Genomic DNA, 14,697 nt, shown 5'->3' on the forward strand with positions numbered 1-14,697 from the left:
CTTAAATTTCCATAATGGTAGCTCCCCATGAATATCCTACCCCAAATCCTGCCATTAAAACTTTATCACCTTCCTTCAGTATTCCTTTATCCATCATATTTTTAAGAGCAATAGGAATGGTTGCAGAAACGGTATTCCCGGTTTTTTCCATATCAATATAGAACTTTTCAGCCGGTATTTTTGTTTTCTTTCTTAAATAATTCAGCATAAAAGAATTGGCCTGATGAAAAACAAAATGATCAATATCATCCATCGTCATTCCGTTTACTTCAAGGGTTTCTTTTACCAATCCCGGGATATTTTCAATTGTAAAGTTAAAAATCTCAGGACCATTCATATAAATATTTTCAGGACTGAATTCATGCTCAGGATTCAGTTCAAAGTCTTTTTTGAAAGCCCCTTTCTTCACGATAAGGTTTTCGGCACCGCTTCCATCTGTTCCCAGGCAGAATTGGTAGTCATTACCCTCTGCTTTTTCAACAATTGCTGAAGCTGAAGCATCCCCGAATATACTTCGGTTTCCTTTATCATCGGGATGAATATGTTTAGTGTACGTTTCTGAAGTAACCAAAAGAATGCTCTTTGCAATTCCTGCAGCAATCAATCCTTTCGCAAAAGCCAGTCCATATACAAATCCTGAACAGCCAAGATTAAAATCTATAGCTCCGATATTTTTTCTAAGTCCCAGTCTGTCCTGCAAAATACAGGCCGTTGTAGGCAGAAAATACTCTGGACTTTGCGTACAGAACAAAATAAAATCTACTTTATCCCGGTCATAGTTTTCGAAAATTTTTTCTGAAGATTGTACCGCCATATCCAGCACCGTTTCGTTGTCTGAAGAAATATGACGTTGGGAAATACCTACTTTCTCCTTGATGCGTTCTGAACTCCATTCGGGGAACAATTTTTCAAGCCCCTCGTTAGTTAACACCTGCTGAGGCAGATAATATTCTATTTTTGAAATTTTCATCATATTAATAAATTCTCTTTCTTTGCAAAAGTAACGAAAACAACTTTACACTTGTGATGATTTTTATATTCAGAATCCTATTAAAAATAGACGCTCTCTATCAATCTTTTTTGAATAGAGGCAGTCTTGAAGTGGCTAAATATAGAGGTATGAAGGTAGGAAAAAACTTCAATATGCCTGATAAAGTGTATTTTGGAACTGAACCTTACCTTATTGAGATTGGTGACAATGTAAATATTGCCGGAGACGTAAGATTTGTAAATCACGGGGGAACCACTACCCTGCTGAGAAGGCTTCCCGGATATGAAGATGCAAGGATTCTTGGAAGAATAAAGATTGGAAACAACTGTACAATTGGTCTCAATGCTGTAATCATGCAGGATGTACAGATTGGAAACAACTGTATTCTGGGAGCCAACTCAGTGTTGTCACAATCTATGCCTGATAATACGGTTTTTATCGGGAATCCAGCGCAATTTCTCTGCACCATTGAAGATTATGGTGATATTGTTCTTAAAAACAACCCGGAATATCCCCGTGAATTGGAGAAAGACAGAAAAAAACTGGATGCCTATATCAAAGAAAATCTTCCTCACAAGTATAAAAAAGCAAGAAAAATTAAATAAATTTAATCTTGTAAAATCATAAAAGAAACAAATTGAAAAAGAAAAAACTCCTCATTCGTATAGGTTCATTACGTCATGGCGGTGCAGAAAAAGTATTAATCAACTTTTTGAAAAATCTCCCTTCCGATAAATATGAAGTAGACCTTTTGGTCAACCTTTATTCGGGATTATATATTAAAGAGGTTCCGTCATGGGTAACTTTATACTATCTGACAAAAGGAGAAATGATAACAACCAACAGGCCTCAGGATATTCCTGTGAAGGCTTACAGGGTTCTTTATCAGAAAATGTTTCTTTGGTTTCCTTCTCTACTTTATAAATTTGTTTTAAAAAATAAACAATACGATGTAGAAATTGCTGCCATCCATGCCATGCATCAGGAAATACTGTCCAGCCCTCAAAAAGATTCTAAAAAGATTATTTGGGTACAGAATGACATTTTCAATTTGAAAGAATATACTCCGGAAGTCATCAGACAGTTTTTCAAGTTTGACAGAATCCTTGTGATTTCCAACAAACTGCAGGAAGGAATGCATAATCTCGCCAAAAATGAGGCGGAAAAAGCTTCTGTGATCAAGATTTTTAATCCAATTGACAAAAATGATACCTTAAGAAAGGCAGATATTGAAATCACTGATTATCCTTTCAACAGTGATCTTCCTACTTTTGTAACGGTAGGAACTGTATATCCACAAAAAGGCTACGACAGATTATTGAATGTTCATAAAAAACTGATTGATGAAGGGTTAAAGCATCAGCTTTTGATCATTGGTGATGGTTATGATTTTGAGAAAATTCAGGATCAGCTCAACACACTAGGGCTTCAGGATACAGCAAAAATGCTGGGCTTCAGCAGTAACCCATACCCGTATATGAAAAAAGCGGATTTCTATATAATGTCATCAAGGCATGAGGGATTCCCTACCATCATAGCGGAAGCACTTATTCTCAACAAACCTATTTCTGCAACGGATATTTCCGGCATCAGAGATCTCCTGCAAAATGGAAAACTGGGCAATATTACCGCAAATTCCGAAGAGGGAATATATGAGGGAATGAAAAAGTTTCTTACTGATAAAAATGTAACTGAAGAATACAAAAAACAGATCTCAGTAACCGAGCTGCCGTTTGTGCTTGAAAAATCTGTGGAACATCTTCAGAAAATAATTGATGAAGTATAAAAACACTGACAATGGCTGATTATTCTATCATTCAAAAAGACTTTTACCGGGAAAGCGGAAAGTGGCTTTCAACCTTTCAGATCTGGAAAAAATGTATTAATCCCAATCTTCATTTTGTTTACATTTTGAGAAAGGCTCAGAAGTATCAGAAGAATCATCTTTTGAATACGTTCTGGAGAATTGTATTAAGACATTATCAAATCAAATATGGATTTCAGATTTATCCTGAAACCCAGATTGGCGAAGGATTTTATCTGGGTCATTGGGGAAGTCTTGTCATCAATCCGAAAACAGTCATTGGTAAAAACTGTAATATCGCACAGGGAGTTACCATTGGCCAGCAAAACCGAGGAAAAAATGAAGGTTCCCCAATCATTGGGGATGAAGTCTGGATAGGTACCAATGCCGTTATTGTAGGGGCAATCACTATTGGAAATAATGTTTTGATTGTTCCAAATTCTTATGTCAACTTTGATGTTCCCCCTAATTCTGTTGTCATAGGAAACCCGGCAAAAATCATCCCTACCCCTAATGCAACAATGGATTATATCAACCGTAAAGTGTAGTAATTCCACCACTTATAGTAAAAGTTCTACTTGCATTTATCGGTAATTTCGTGTACATTTGTAAAAAAGGCATTGTTTGGTTATGAAATAACGATACAATCAATCGGTTTTATAAACAATAGTAAGTTTTATGATCCGGATGGCCTCAATCCATCAATGTCACTTGTTCTGATAAAAATCGCTTAATATTAAAAACACAACCCAGGCTTAATTAATTTAAAAAATAATTTTTGATGAAAGAAATACATCCGCATTTTCCCCATTCCCTATCTGCACTATCAGCTCTATAGTTACATTTTCTACCATCATTGAAAATCTAAGCGGACAGAAATAACTCTCCGCCATGCAACTGTAACAATTATCTTTCAAAAGTTTCTTTTTGAGTTGATACAATATCTGTAACACCTAAGAATTATTATCTGACATTAATTCTTCTCATGCATACATGATTCTGATATTTAGCAGACTCTTACCCGAAAGACTCTTAAGAAAGATTATTAAAAAATGATCTTAACAGCCCTGAAAATATATATACAACCATGCTCAAAAAAATAATTCCGATTTTTCTTATTTTAATCTATCTCACAGGTTTTCTACTTTCCTTCCCTTATATCTTTGATAATCTATTCGGGGCAGAAAAGCTGGAAAGCATCCGGAATATTTTTGAATATGGAATTATGTTTTGTTCTTTCCTTGTATTCAATGCACTTCTTTTTAAGAATAAATATACCACTGCCATCGCCGTCATTTTATGCATATTATTAAGTATCAACTTTCTGATATCCGTATCTTGTTTTTTCATTTACCATTCAGGGTTTAATGTGGGAATGGCTATCAGTATTCTGGAATCTAATGTGAATGAGGCTATGAGTATGTCTTATATGTTTATTCTGCCGGGAATTTTATTTTTTATCTTTCTGGGGTTGTTACTGTACTCTGTCAATTACCTGAAAAAAAATGTAGTTACATTCAATATCAAATTCATCATTATTGCACTATTGTGGCTTCTCATGCCGTTTACTTTTTACCTTAAACACAGATATGTAAGCAATAAAGGAGGTGGAAAAATGATCAAAAGTGTATATTATCATTATTCTGATTTCAACACAGCATTGAAAATTCAGGAAGATATTAATGAAATCAAAAAAAACGTTCCCGTTTTCAACATCAAGAAAATACAGCCGGGAATAGAAAATGTAATTCTGATCATTGGAGAGTCTGAAAGAAAGCAAAATATGTCACTGTATGGTTATTCTAAAAAGACAACTCCTTATACGGATCAGCAGGCTGAGAACATGATGATCTTTGACAATGCCGTTTCTCCTGCAGGAATTACCAATCTGAGTGTTCCTTTAATGTTGTCCAGCATTCATCCTGATGAATTCAGATATCGTTATGACAAGCTATCCTACAATATTATCAATCTGGCCAATCAAACCGGATACAATTCTTTTTGGCTCAGCACACAGGCGAGCGCAAGAGGGATAACAGCCATCGCTTCGATGTCTAAAAATAAAAAATGGGTAAACGGTTATGATGAAGTAATTGTTCCGGAATTGGAGAAGGTCATTCAGAAGAAAGAGGATAAATTTGTGGTTCTTCACATCATGGGAAGCCACCCAAATCCATGCAACAGACTTCCTCCCAACTGGAACTCCGAGGATCTAAATTGCTATGACAGCTCCATAAAATACACTGATTATGTATTCAATAATATTTTCCGCACGCTGAAAAACACCAATTCCGTAGTCATCTATGCATCAGATCATGGACTTAAAATACAGGGAGACAAATTACTGCATGTAGACTCTAAAGAATCTACCCAGGTTCCATTCTTTGTATGGTATGGAGATAAAGTTCCTGCAGCATATAGAATTACTGGACATGAAACCAAGCAGACCCAGACTACTTATATCTATCCTCTGATTATGAAATATATGGGTCTTGAGGTTCCTCAGCATTATAAAAATGAAGGAAATAAATATTTAAATTTAGAGATGAAGAGTATGGAATATAGACAGCTGCCGGAGTAAAATATAATCTCTACTGAGAAAGAAAAACTATATCACAGTCATTCTTTTATTGATAAAATAAGCAATCAATAGATTAGGGACCCAGCACAACCATGCAACAGCAATATAAGAGTTCTCAGGATCTCCGGTAATATTAGTTAGCAAAGGATACCACAATCTCAGTGTCACCGCAGCAAAAGTACAAGCGTAGCTATAAATCATGAGCTGTTGGTGCATTACAACACTTCCTTTTCTTATCTGCCCAACTGCAGCAAGAGTTGTCATGAGCCAGGTACACCCTAAACTGATAAATCCTATTGCGGAAATGAGTCCACCATTAGCGTAAAAACCCATATAAATAGCAGAAACAGAACTTATGATCACTGCAATTACGTAGAAACCTCCAATTTTCCTATGAATCTTGAAGTATTTATTCCGGAATGAACTGCCAAACTGCCGCCAACCGATAAAAAGCGCCAGCCCTCCGAAAATAATATGGGCAAAAAAGGCTGTTTTCCAGATGATATTATGAAGTATTTCAGGAGATTTAGATCCTAAAAAGGTATGTTTATGCTCCACAAAAGCATAAATAAGAGGATAAGCACCAATAAGCAATGCTAACACACACATGATTACAAATAATAATTTTCTCATAAAGATCTGATTCAATTTTTCTGTAAAAATGAGGAATATAAACGCTTCATCTGTTCCAAAATGAAAGGTGGAACAAATGAATGAGCCGCTATAAAACAACAACTTACGCTTAAAAAAAATCAACTAACAGGTTATTCCATAATAATACTCTGATTTTTTAGAAATTCTCTAGGTGAGCAGTCCATGTATTTCTTAAAATTCCGGTTAAATGACGTTTTTGAATTAAACCCACTCTCAAATGCCAATGAAAGAATCGTAAACTTTCCATTTTCAGGTAATACTGCTATCCTTTTAAATTCTTCAATCCGCTGACGGTTGATATAATCGTAAAAGTTTTTGTTTTCAACAAAATTGATGGTTTGGGAAAGTATATTGGGATGAACATCCAAAAGCTTAGCAACATAATTCAGGTTCAATTCGGGATCTTTATACAGCTTTTCCTTTTCCATCTGAATGACCAGCTTATTATAAATCTCCTGTATTGCTTCTTCTCCGGCAAAGGTTTTCTCATATTTTGGAACTTCAGAAATATTTTCAACCGGAACATTTTCCATTGTGTCCTCTATCTTTATTGCTGAATAATCCAGAATTCCAACCCCGCTGATTCCGAAATAAGCGGCAACCAGGATAAACAAAACTACCATAGAAAAAATAAGAATATTATTTCTTATAATGACAGCCACCCATATCAGTGCTATACCGATAATAAGATAATACACCCAATTCAGGTTGATTTTCTCAGTATTTGAATATTGGTTAGAGATCTCTCTTTTGTATTTTCTGACAGCAAGAAGACTTAGTCCTACATATAGAATTCCGGAGATAATCATAAGAATTTTGATCACCTGGCTCAATGTTTCATATCCTTTACCTTTATTCTGATAAACAGCTAATCTCTCCTGAGGAGAAAGCATCAAAAACTGAAACAAAGCGATATAAATGAACAGAACCGGAATCCAATGCACCAGCCAAATCTTTTTGCCGGAATTTTGGTTGGTAACACACAAAATATATACATACAGCATCGGCCCATGCATGAAAGGAAAAGGAATCTCGAAACCAATGAGAGCAGGAAAATGCAAATAACCTTCTGCGCGAAACAAAACAAAAAAAATGAGATGCACCCCTATGATCATAAACCATATCGCCAACACATAATCTGCTGTCACTTTTTTGGATTTTCCCAATATCAGAAAAGATGAAAAAAAGGCAATAAAAATTCCTGCCCAGTAAAATAGTGGTGATAAGGATTGCAGACCAAAATCAGACATCAGATTGATAGATTAATAGGGTATTAAATTATTCATTTTTTCAGATATATAACAGCTTTTTTAATTAGCCCTTCCAAAACAGTTCGATTATCTGACAATAAATTAAGAATATTTTAATTCACAAATATTGAATTTTAATTTATACTTCGTAATTTTATCGTGGTTTTTGAGCGTTTGGATTACCCTATATAAAGCCTAATGGCTGTAAAGCAAAGTATATCGGAATATGAGATATGATTTTAAGCATATTTTAATATTAAACTTTGTTAAAAGTGATTGATTTTTTAACAAAAAGTATATTTTTGTACAATTATTGATTCAGTCTATTGATTTTGGAAATAATTTAAACGAAATAAATAATTATAAGCTTTTAAAAATTTAAAATTATGTCACAATCGTACGAGGTTATTTTTGAAAACAATAAAAAATGGGTAGAATCCAAAGTAGCTGAAGACCCGAATTTCTTCAAAGAACTTGCAAAAACTCAGCATCCTGAATTCCTTTATATCGGATGTTCAGACAGCAGAGCCACAGCAGAAGAATTGATGGGAGCAAAGCCGGGCGAAGTTTTTGTTCACAGAAACATTGCCAATGTTGTCAATACTTTAGATATGAGTTCCACAGCGGTTATTCAATATGCTGTAGAACATCTGAAAGTGAAACACATTATTGTATGTGGACATTACAACTGTGGTGGTGTAAAAGCAGCGATGACTCCTCAGGATCTGGGATTATTGAATCCCTGGCTGAGAAACATTCGTGACGTTTACAGATTACATCAGGCAGAGCTGGATTCTATTGAAGACGAAAACAAGCGTTATGACAGACTTGTAGAACTTAATGTTCAGGAGCAGTGCATCAACGTGATCAAAATGGCCTGCGTACAGGAAAGGTATATTTTAGAAGAACAACCTATTGTACACGGCTGGGTATTTGACCTTAGAACAGGTAAGATCATTGATCTGAAGATTGATTTTGAGAAAACCTTAAAAGACATCCAAAAGATCTACAACCTTACAGGTTCAGATTGGGTAATGAGCAGAAAGACCAAGTAGTTTTTCTAAAAAGAAGGTAAAATGAAATTCTGGAGTATTATTGTATTAACGTTTTTTCTGAATTTTACAGCGCTGCCAGGCATTGCTGCGGTAGCGGGCTGGGATATTGCAAGAACGAATATAATAATCAACGAAGAAGAACCACATTCTCACCCATCCTCATTCATTGTTTACGAAAAGACTATTCCGAAACCTTTGGACGTTTTCGACTACCTGAAGTTTTCCGAACCTGATTTTCAGGGCGTGTCTTTTGTACTGATAGATGATTCTTTTCATCTTTCACCTTTACTTACTATATTTTCTCCCCCTCCGGAAGCGTAACTCCTATCATTAGATTTTTTTGATACTATTTCCATATCATTTTTTGATATCGGATACACACGTACTTTAAAAATTATTTTTTTTCTCAACTTTTTATAATTGACTTATTTACAATGAAATAAGCCGGTTATACTTTACAGCTTCACATTATGAAAAAGACATCATTAATAGGAGGAATCAAGGAGAATTTTCCTTCAGGACTCGTGGTATTTTTAGTAGCACTTCCGTTGTGTTTAGGAATTGCTTTAGCATCAGGTGCTCCCCCATTATCCGGTATTATTTCCGGTATTATAGGCGGCCTGGTAGTAGGAACACTCAGTAATTCTAATATTTCAGTTTCCGGACCTGCAGCAGGTTTAACGGCAATTGTTTTAACCGCTATAACAGATCTTGGCGCATTTGAACTTTTCCTTTGTGCAGGAATTATTGCAGGACTTATTCAATTGATTTTAGGATTTGTAAGAGCTGGAAGTATTTCCAACTATTTTCCAAACAATGTGATTGAAGGAATGCTTGCTGCTATAGGAATCATTATTATTTTAAAACAGATTCCGCATGCTCTAGGATTCGATAAAGACTATGAAGGTCATGAATCTATTTTTGACAATGGTTTAAACTTCGGATATTTTACAGAATTATTTGGGGCTATTCATCCTGGAGCTATCGTGATTACTTTAGTTTCAGTGGCAGTTCTTATCGCATGGGATAAAATCCACGTTCTGAAGAGGCTGAAAATGCTTCCCGGAGCTTTGGTTGCGGTAATTGTAAGTATTCTTTTGAATCAGCTCTTTAAGATGTCCGGAAGCTCTCTGGCTATCGAAACCCAGCATTTGGTTTCTTTACCTGTTCCCAAGTCTTTTGATGATTTCAAGAACCTGATTACCACTCCTGACTTTAATGGTTTCACAAATCCTAAAGTATGGATCGTAGGAGCAACAATTGCTATTGTAGCCTCTATTGAAACGTTACTTTGTATAGAAGCATCAGACCGATTAGACAGACAGAGAAGAATTACGGATACCAATCTTGAGCTTAAGGCTCAGGGAATCGGAAACCTTATCAGCTCATTTATTGGAGGTCTTCCAATGACATCTGTCGTGGTAAGAAGTTCTGCTAATGCTAACGCCGGCGCAACTTCTAAAGCTTCAGCTATTATTCACGGGATATTCTTATTGATCTGTGTACTTTCTATTCCTGTTATTCTCAACTTAATCCCATTAGCTACTTTGGCGGCGGTATTAATTTTAGTGGGATATAAATTGGCAAAGCCAGCTACGTTCAAGCATTTCTGGCATTTAGGAAAATTCCAGTTTATTCCGTTTGTAGCAACGGTGGTAGCTGTTGTGGCAACAGATTTATTAAAAGGAGTAGGAATTGGTCTTACCATCTCTGTTTTCTATATTCTTCAGGGGAATATGAAAAGAGCTTATTACTTAAGCAGAGAAAGGCTGGATGATGCAGATGGAATCAATATAAAACTGGCTGAAGAAGTTTCATTTTTAAATAAGGCGGCTATCAAAAAAACACTTAAAAATATAAAACCAAGCTCAACGGTTATCATTGATGCAAGAAGCACTTCATACATTGCCACGGATGTATTGGAAATGATTCAGGATTTTGCCAATATCCGCGCAAAAGAACAGGACATCAACGTAGAACTTCTAGGCTTTAAAACTTCATACAGAGATTACGAAAGAAGTGAGGATTCCCATATTCTGGTTACTCACAAAAGAGCCATGTAATCTCCATTTACAATTAATTTTTTTTTTAACTTTAAATTCGAAAACAATACATAATATGAAAGCACATACATACGAAACACAGTCTACTATCACTCCAGAGAAAGCATTAGAATTCTTAAAAGAAGGAAACCAAAGATTTGTAAACAACCTTAAAGCAAACAGAGACCTTCTTGAACAAGTGAATGCTACCCGTGAAGGACAATGGCCGTTTGCAGTAGTTTTGAGCTGTATAGACAGCCGTACTTCTGCGGAACTTATCTTTGACCAGGGATTAGGAGACGTTTTCAGTATCAGAATTGCCGGTAATTTTGTTAATCAGGACATTCTTGGATCTATGGAATTCGGCTGTAACGTTGCCGGTTCTAAACTTATTGTAGTTTTAGGACACACAAAATGCGGCGCTTTGAAAGGAGGCCTTGATGCTGCACAGATTGAAGGATTGGGAATGGATAATCTTAACCACCTGATCAATCATTTCAACCCTATCATCAATGATATTATTGAAGAAAATGAAGAGCGTTCATCAAAAAACAGTTCTCTATTGGAAAGGCTTAATCAGCAAAATGTAAAAAATGCAATTGAAGATATCCGTAAACAAAGTTCAACACTTAGAAACCTTGAAAACGAAGGTAAAATTAAAATTGTTGGAGCCAACTACGATGTTGAAACAGGTGCAGTAAGCTGGTTATAAAGATAAAACTCATTAAATTTCAATTATAATTTACAGGAATGCCACCGGAATCCGGTGGCATTTATTTTTTATTATGCAATGGTGCAGAGACAAGCCAGAATAAAAAACCGTCACGTCCCTATCACCTGACACCTATAATCTATTACCTCTCAACTATTTCCCATTAAATGCAGACATTGTATTATTCAATCCTGCAAATACGAAAGAAAGGCTTGCCTTTGAAAAGGTTTCAATTCTCTCAGTAAGTGTTGCCACTTCTTCTTCATTCCAGGTTCCTAATACATAGTCTACCTGTCTCCCAGCAGAAAAATCAGCAGATATTCCAAAACGAAGCCTTGCGTAATTCTGAGTCTGTAATACTTCATTAATATTTTTAAGCCCGTTGTGGCCTGCATCAGACCCCTTTCCTTTCAATCTCAACGTTCCGAAAGGAAGGGCAAGATCATCTGTCACGATCAGTACATTTTCCAAAGGAATATTTTCTTTTTGCATCCAGTATTTCACTGCATTTCCGGAAAGATTCATGTAGGTATCTGGTTTAAGGATAAAAACTTTTCTGCCTTTATGCTTCCCTTCTGCCAACCATCCAAAATTGGAGGTATTGAATGGTACTTCAAGAGTTTCGGCTATTTTTTCAGCTACTTTAAAGCCTATATTATGTCGTGTATTTTCATATTCTGAGCCTTTATTACCAAGCCCAACAATTAAATATTTCATCAGAAATTTTTTGCAAAATTAAGGGATAAAAAATAAAAAACTCAATCTTATGAAAGATTGAGTTTTAATATTGTTAAAAAAGTCTTCTATTGTGGTTTGTAGATGTAATTAACACCATATCCTTTGGTCATATAAGTCTGAGGATCATAAACGTAATTGGTACTCTTCACAATCGGAGTTGGAATAGGTGGCGAAAGATCTGTCACCGACCATCTCTTAGGATTGTTTGGAGATAAAATAAGGCTTTCTTTATCATTGATTACCGTAGATAAAAGTCTTGAAATCTTATATACGTGTGGCAATAATGTGAACGGGCTTACCTGATCATCATATGCATAATATTCATAACTATACTTTCCTGTAACCGCACCAAATGCACCTCCTGCCATTGTTCCATAGTATCTTGCCACCTTAGATACATTGTCTCCTACATATGTATACGCTGTTTTAGAATAATCTGTGAAAGCAAGCGGCACTCCTGCTACATCCGGACCATTCTTCATGATGATAGAATCCAGTTTTCCAGTAGCTGTGCTATATTTAATACTGTAAAGACTCTTCTCTTTTTTCAGTAATGTCTGTGGTCCCGGAGGATCTCCTGGTATTACTGGCGGAGGTCTTCTGAAAATAGAACGGTTTTCAGAAATAGTCTGAAGCTTATTGTTATTGACGTAAGTAAATAATTGAGTGTATGATACACTATCCTTATCAAGCTTTCCGTTTCCGTCAAGATCCAAAAAGCCGTTGAAATTAATCTGGCTGATCTTATCTCCACTGTACATAATATTAGTAACTGAAGCACTGTCTGTAAGCACTTTAGTTACCAGAAGCCCGCTGTACTGATATTCTGCGATAGTATCTTTATCTGTAATTTCTCTGTATAATGCTCTGGGACCGCTTAATCCTCCTGTATTATTAAGATCCAATAATGGATTCCCATCTTCATCTAGTAAACTCTTGCAGGAATGTATTGAGGAAAAACCTGCGATTAATAAAATAAAATAGAAAATTTGCTTCATTTCCTTGTAATTGATTATTTTTTTGACAAATATAATTTTTTTTACCTAAAAATTATATGATTATTTTATATTCTGGTAAGATTAGTAATTATCTCCTTCTCCTATAAATTTTTATAGGTAAAAGTAACATTCTGATTTTTCTCAACTACTACATACCCTTGATTATCATAAGAATAACTCTGAGCTGTATTAACAGGAGCAGCTGGTGAAGGCAATTCTATAAACATTGAAGTAGGATTATTCGGAGAAATTTTATAGAATTGAGCCGGGTTTATCAGACTTCGTGTAATGAAATAGACGGATGGAAGTGTAGAGTAAGGACTTTTCTGAGCATCATAGTTCTGAAAGCTGTATTTGCTTACTACTGCAGTACCCATATTCGGGCTTCCGTTGATATCCAATATTCCTTTGGAACAAACTACCTGAATAACATTTTCTCCACTATACACAAAAGTATAGTCTATAAATTTGTTATAAGCACTGATTCCACCTTCTTTTCTCTTCTCAAGAATCTTGGTAAGTTTATTGGTAACTGAGTTATAAGTAAAAGTATAGTCACTTATAACAGAGGCCGAAGGAGTGGCTCCTGTAGTTGTAGAAGTGGCATTATAAATCTTTTTACCTGTAGCATCAGGAACAATATTAAATTCATAAACAAGACTGGATGTTGCAGAGCTTACATATTTAACCTTCGTGATATTCTTGTTGGTATACGTTACCGTTCCGGTATAATAAGCACTTCCCCCAGCAGATTCATCTTTAGAGATTGCAGCCTGTAAATCTCCGGTTCCGGCAGTTGTAATATATTCTTCCTGAGAAACATTGTTTGCTCCCACCTTTGATAACACTCTTTTAGGCGGTGCTCCATCATCCGGATTCGGGATAGATTCTGTAGGATCTGAGGTAGTATTACATGCTGTCAGCAGCCCAAGAAAAGCAATACTGGCAAACATTTTAAAAAAATAGTTTTTTACCATATAGAATTTTTTTAGCTTGCCCAAATATAATTCAATTTTCGATAATACACTTCACTTTATCTGGACAAATTCACAAGAAATAGAGTTAATAATCAAAAAAAATCTAAAAACATAACGTTTTTAGATTTATAATTATTGTATTATGATAAAAATTAATAAGGCTGCAATATAGATGTTGTCAAAACAGATTGTGACATATCACTATTAAGATAAGTAGCATCAACAGCTTTTCCTATTCCCAGAGTTGTTCCTGAGATGGCTCTTTTGATGCAAGCCACTTTCACACTATATTGGTTTTTAGGAGTAAGGTTTGCAAGAGTAGCATTAAGATTAAAAATCTTATATGCACCACTATCTCCTAATAAAACATCCGTTCTTACTGCTCTAAGTTTGTCATCTATAAAAATACCGCAGGCAAAACTCGCAGAGTTTGTTCCTGTTTTTTGAACCGTAGTCTGAAAGGAAAATGTAGCTTTATTCACCATATTGGTTACAGAGAACGTATCTACTGCCCCTGGAAGCACGGTCCAGTTCCCAGCTAAAGCATCTCCATCGCTATAAGGAGTAGTAGCCCCGTTTGGTGCAACAAAAGTAACTCCCGTTTTATCAGCAACTGTATTGATTGAAAAAACAGACATACTTCCTTGCCCATCTGCAATTTTTATCGCCTTCCAGTCATTGGTAGTCAGGTTGGCATTATTGTGAAATATATCACCTGCTGTTCCGGCAGATCCTCTCAATACATCTGTACCTCCTGTCCTTAATTCTTTTCCAACATTCAGATCTCCGTTTACATCCAGCATATTAGTCGGATCAGGTGTATTAATACCCACTTGGGCAGAAGCTGCAACAGTTAACAGAAGTGTTGTTACAAATAATATTTTTTTCATAATCT

General features: G+C 35.6%; 15 protein-coding genes. 8 read left to right on the plus strand and 7 right to left on the minus strand.

Annotated features, from left to right (window positions below):
• Position 1 precedes the first annotated feature (1 nt).
• Positions 2–973 carry a ketoacyl-ACP synthase III gene (locus tag GFU89_RS11920; RefSeq protein WP_318847332.1) on the minus strand — a complete coding sequence of 324 codons (972 nt, stop codon included), beginning with the start codon at positions 971–973 and terminating at the stop codon, positions 2–4.
• A gap of 146 nt (positions 974–1,119) precedes the next feature.
• Here GFU89_RS11920 and GFU89_RS11925 point away from each other — a divergent pair, with 146 nt between their 5' ends.
• The 4 genes from GFU89_RS11925 (at position 1,120) to GFU89_RS11940 (ending at position 5,376) form a co-directional block, all read left to right on the plus strand.
• Positions 1,120–1,596, plus strand: coding sequence for an acyltransferase (locus GFU89_RS11925; RefSeq protein WP_228408609.1), 477 nt, complete (start codon positions 1,120–1,122; stop codon positions 1,594–1,596).
• A 32-nt stretch (positions 1,597–1,628) separates the two neighbouring features.
• Positions 1,629–2,777 (plus strand): glycosyltransferase, encoded by a 1,149-nt coding sequence (locus GFU89_RS11930; protein ID WP_318847333.1) that lies wholly within the window; start codon positions 1,629–1,631, stop codon positions 2,775–2,777.
• Positions 2,778–2,788: 11 nt separating this feature from the next.
• A complete protein-coding gene (locus GFU89_RS11935) occupies positions 2,789–3,343 on the plus strand; it encodes a serine acetyltransferase (RefSeq protein WP_318847334.1) in 555 nt (184 codons plus the stop codon).
• A gap of 539 nt (positions 3,344–3,882) precedes the next feature.
• A complete protein-coding gene (locus GFU89_RS11940; RefSeq protein ID WP_318847335.1) occupies positions 3,883–5,376 on the plus strand; it encodes a phosphoethanolamine transferase in 1,494 nt (497 codons plus the stop codon).
• Positions 5,377–5,403: 27 nt separating this feature from the next.
• On the opposite strand, the gene GFU89_RS11945 is transcribed toward GFU89_RS11940, so the two are convergent.
• Together GFU89_RS11945 and GFU89_RS11950 are read right to left on the minus strand one after the other, a co-directional pair.
• Positions 5,404–6,009, minus strand: coding sequence for a DUF2306 domain-containing protein (locus GFU89_RS11945; protein WP_318847336.1), 606 nt, complete (start codon positions 6,007–6,009; stop codon positions 5,404–5,406).
• Between the two features lie 131 nt (positions 6,010–6,140).
• Positions 6,141–7,280, minus strand: a complete 1,140-nt coding sequence (locus GFU89_RS11950) for a helix-turn-helix domain-containing protein (RefSeq protein ID WP_318847337.1) — start codon at positions 7,278–7,280, stop codon at positions 6,141–6,143.
• Positions 7,281–7,666: 386 nt separating this feature from the next.
• Here GFU89_RS11950 and GFU89_RS11955 point away from each other — a divergent pair, with 386 nt between their 5' ends.
• From GFU89_RS11955 to GFU89_RS11970, 4 genes are all read left to right on the plus strand, one after another.
• On the plus strand, positions 7,667–8,335 hold the full coding sequence (locus GFU89_RS11955; RefSeq protein ID WP_318847338.1) for a carbonic anhydrase: 669 nt from the start codon (positions 7,667–7,669) through the stop codon (positions 8,333–8,335).
• Positions 8,336–8,356: 21 nt separating this feature from the next.
• Complete coding sequence (locus GFU89_RS11960) at positions 8,357–8,656, plus strand: hypothetical protein (RefSeq protein WP_047380370.1); 300 nt, start codon at positions 8,357–8,359, stop codon at positions 8,654–8,656.
• A 149-nt stretch (positions 8,657–8,805) separates the two neighbouring features.
• A complete protein-coding gene (locus tag GFU89_RS11965) occupies positions 8,806–10,398 on the plus strand; it encodes a SulP family inorganic anion transporter (RefSeq protein WP_318847339.1) in 1,593 nt (530 codons plus the stop codon).
• A gap of 55 nt (positions 10,399–10,453) precedes the next feature.
• Complete coding sequence (locus GFU89_RS11970) at positions 10,454–11,089, plus strand: carbonic anhydrase (RefSeq protein WP_413228593.1); 636 nt, start codon at positions 10,454–10,456, stop codon at positions 11,087–11,089.
• Positions 11,090–11,242: 153 nt separating this feature from the next.
• Here GFU89_RS11970 and pth read toward each other — a convergent pair whose 3' ends face one another.
• The 4 genes from pth to GFU89_RS11990 all read right to left on the minus strand — a co-directional run bounded on the left by pth (position 11,243) and on the right by GFU89_RS11990 (position 14,692).
• On the minus strand, positions 11,243–11,806 hold the full coding sequence (gene pth / locus GFU89_RS11975; protein WP_318847340.1) for an aminoacyl-tRNA hydrolase: 564 nt from the start codon (positions 11,804–11,806) through the stop codon (positions 11,243–11,245).
• An 86-nt stretch (positions 11,807–11,892) separates the two neighbouring features.
• A complete protein-coding gene (locus GFU89_RS11980) occupies positions 11,893–12,825 on the minus strand; it encodes a hypothetical protein (RefSeq protein ID WP_318847341.1) in 933 nt (310 codons plus the stop codon).
• A 101-nt stretch (positions 12,826–12,926) separates the two neighbouring features.
• Positions 12,927–13,802, minus strand: coding sequence for a hypothetical protein (locus GFU89_RS11985; RefSeq protein WP_318847342.1), 876 nt, complete (start codon positions 13,800–13,802; stop codon positions 12,927–12,929).
• Between the two features lie 152 nt (positions 13,803–13,954).
• Positions 13,955–14,692 carry a hypothetical protein gene (locus GFU89_RS11990; RefSeq protein ID WP_318847343.1) on the minus strand — a complete coding sequence of 246 codons (738 nt, stop codon included), beginning with the start codon at positions 14,690–14,692 and terminating at the stop codon, positions 13,955–13,957.
• Positions 14,693–14,697 lie beyond the last annotated feature (5 nt).

The sequence above is a fragment of the Chryseobacterium sp. JV558 genome (assembly GCF_033712365.1).
Taxonomy (GTDB): Bacteria; Bacteroidota; Bacteroidia; order Flavobacteriales; family Weeksellaceae; genus Chryseobacterium.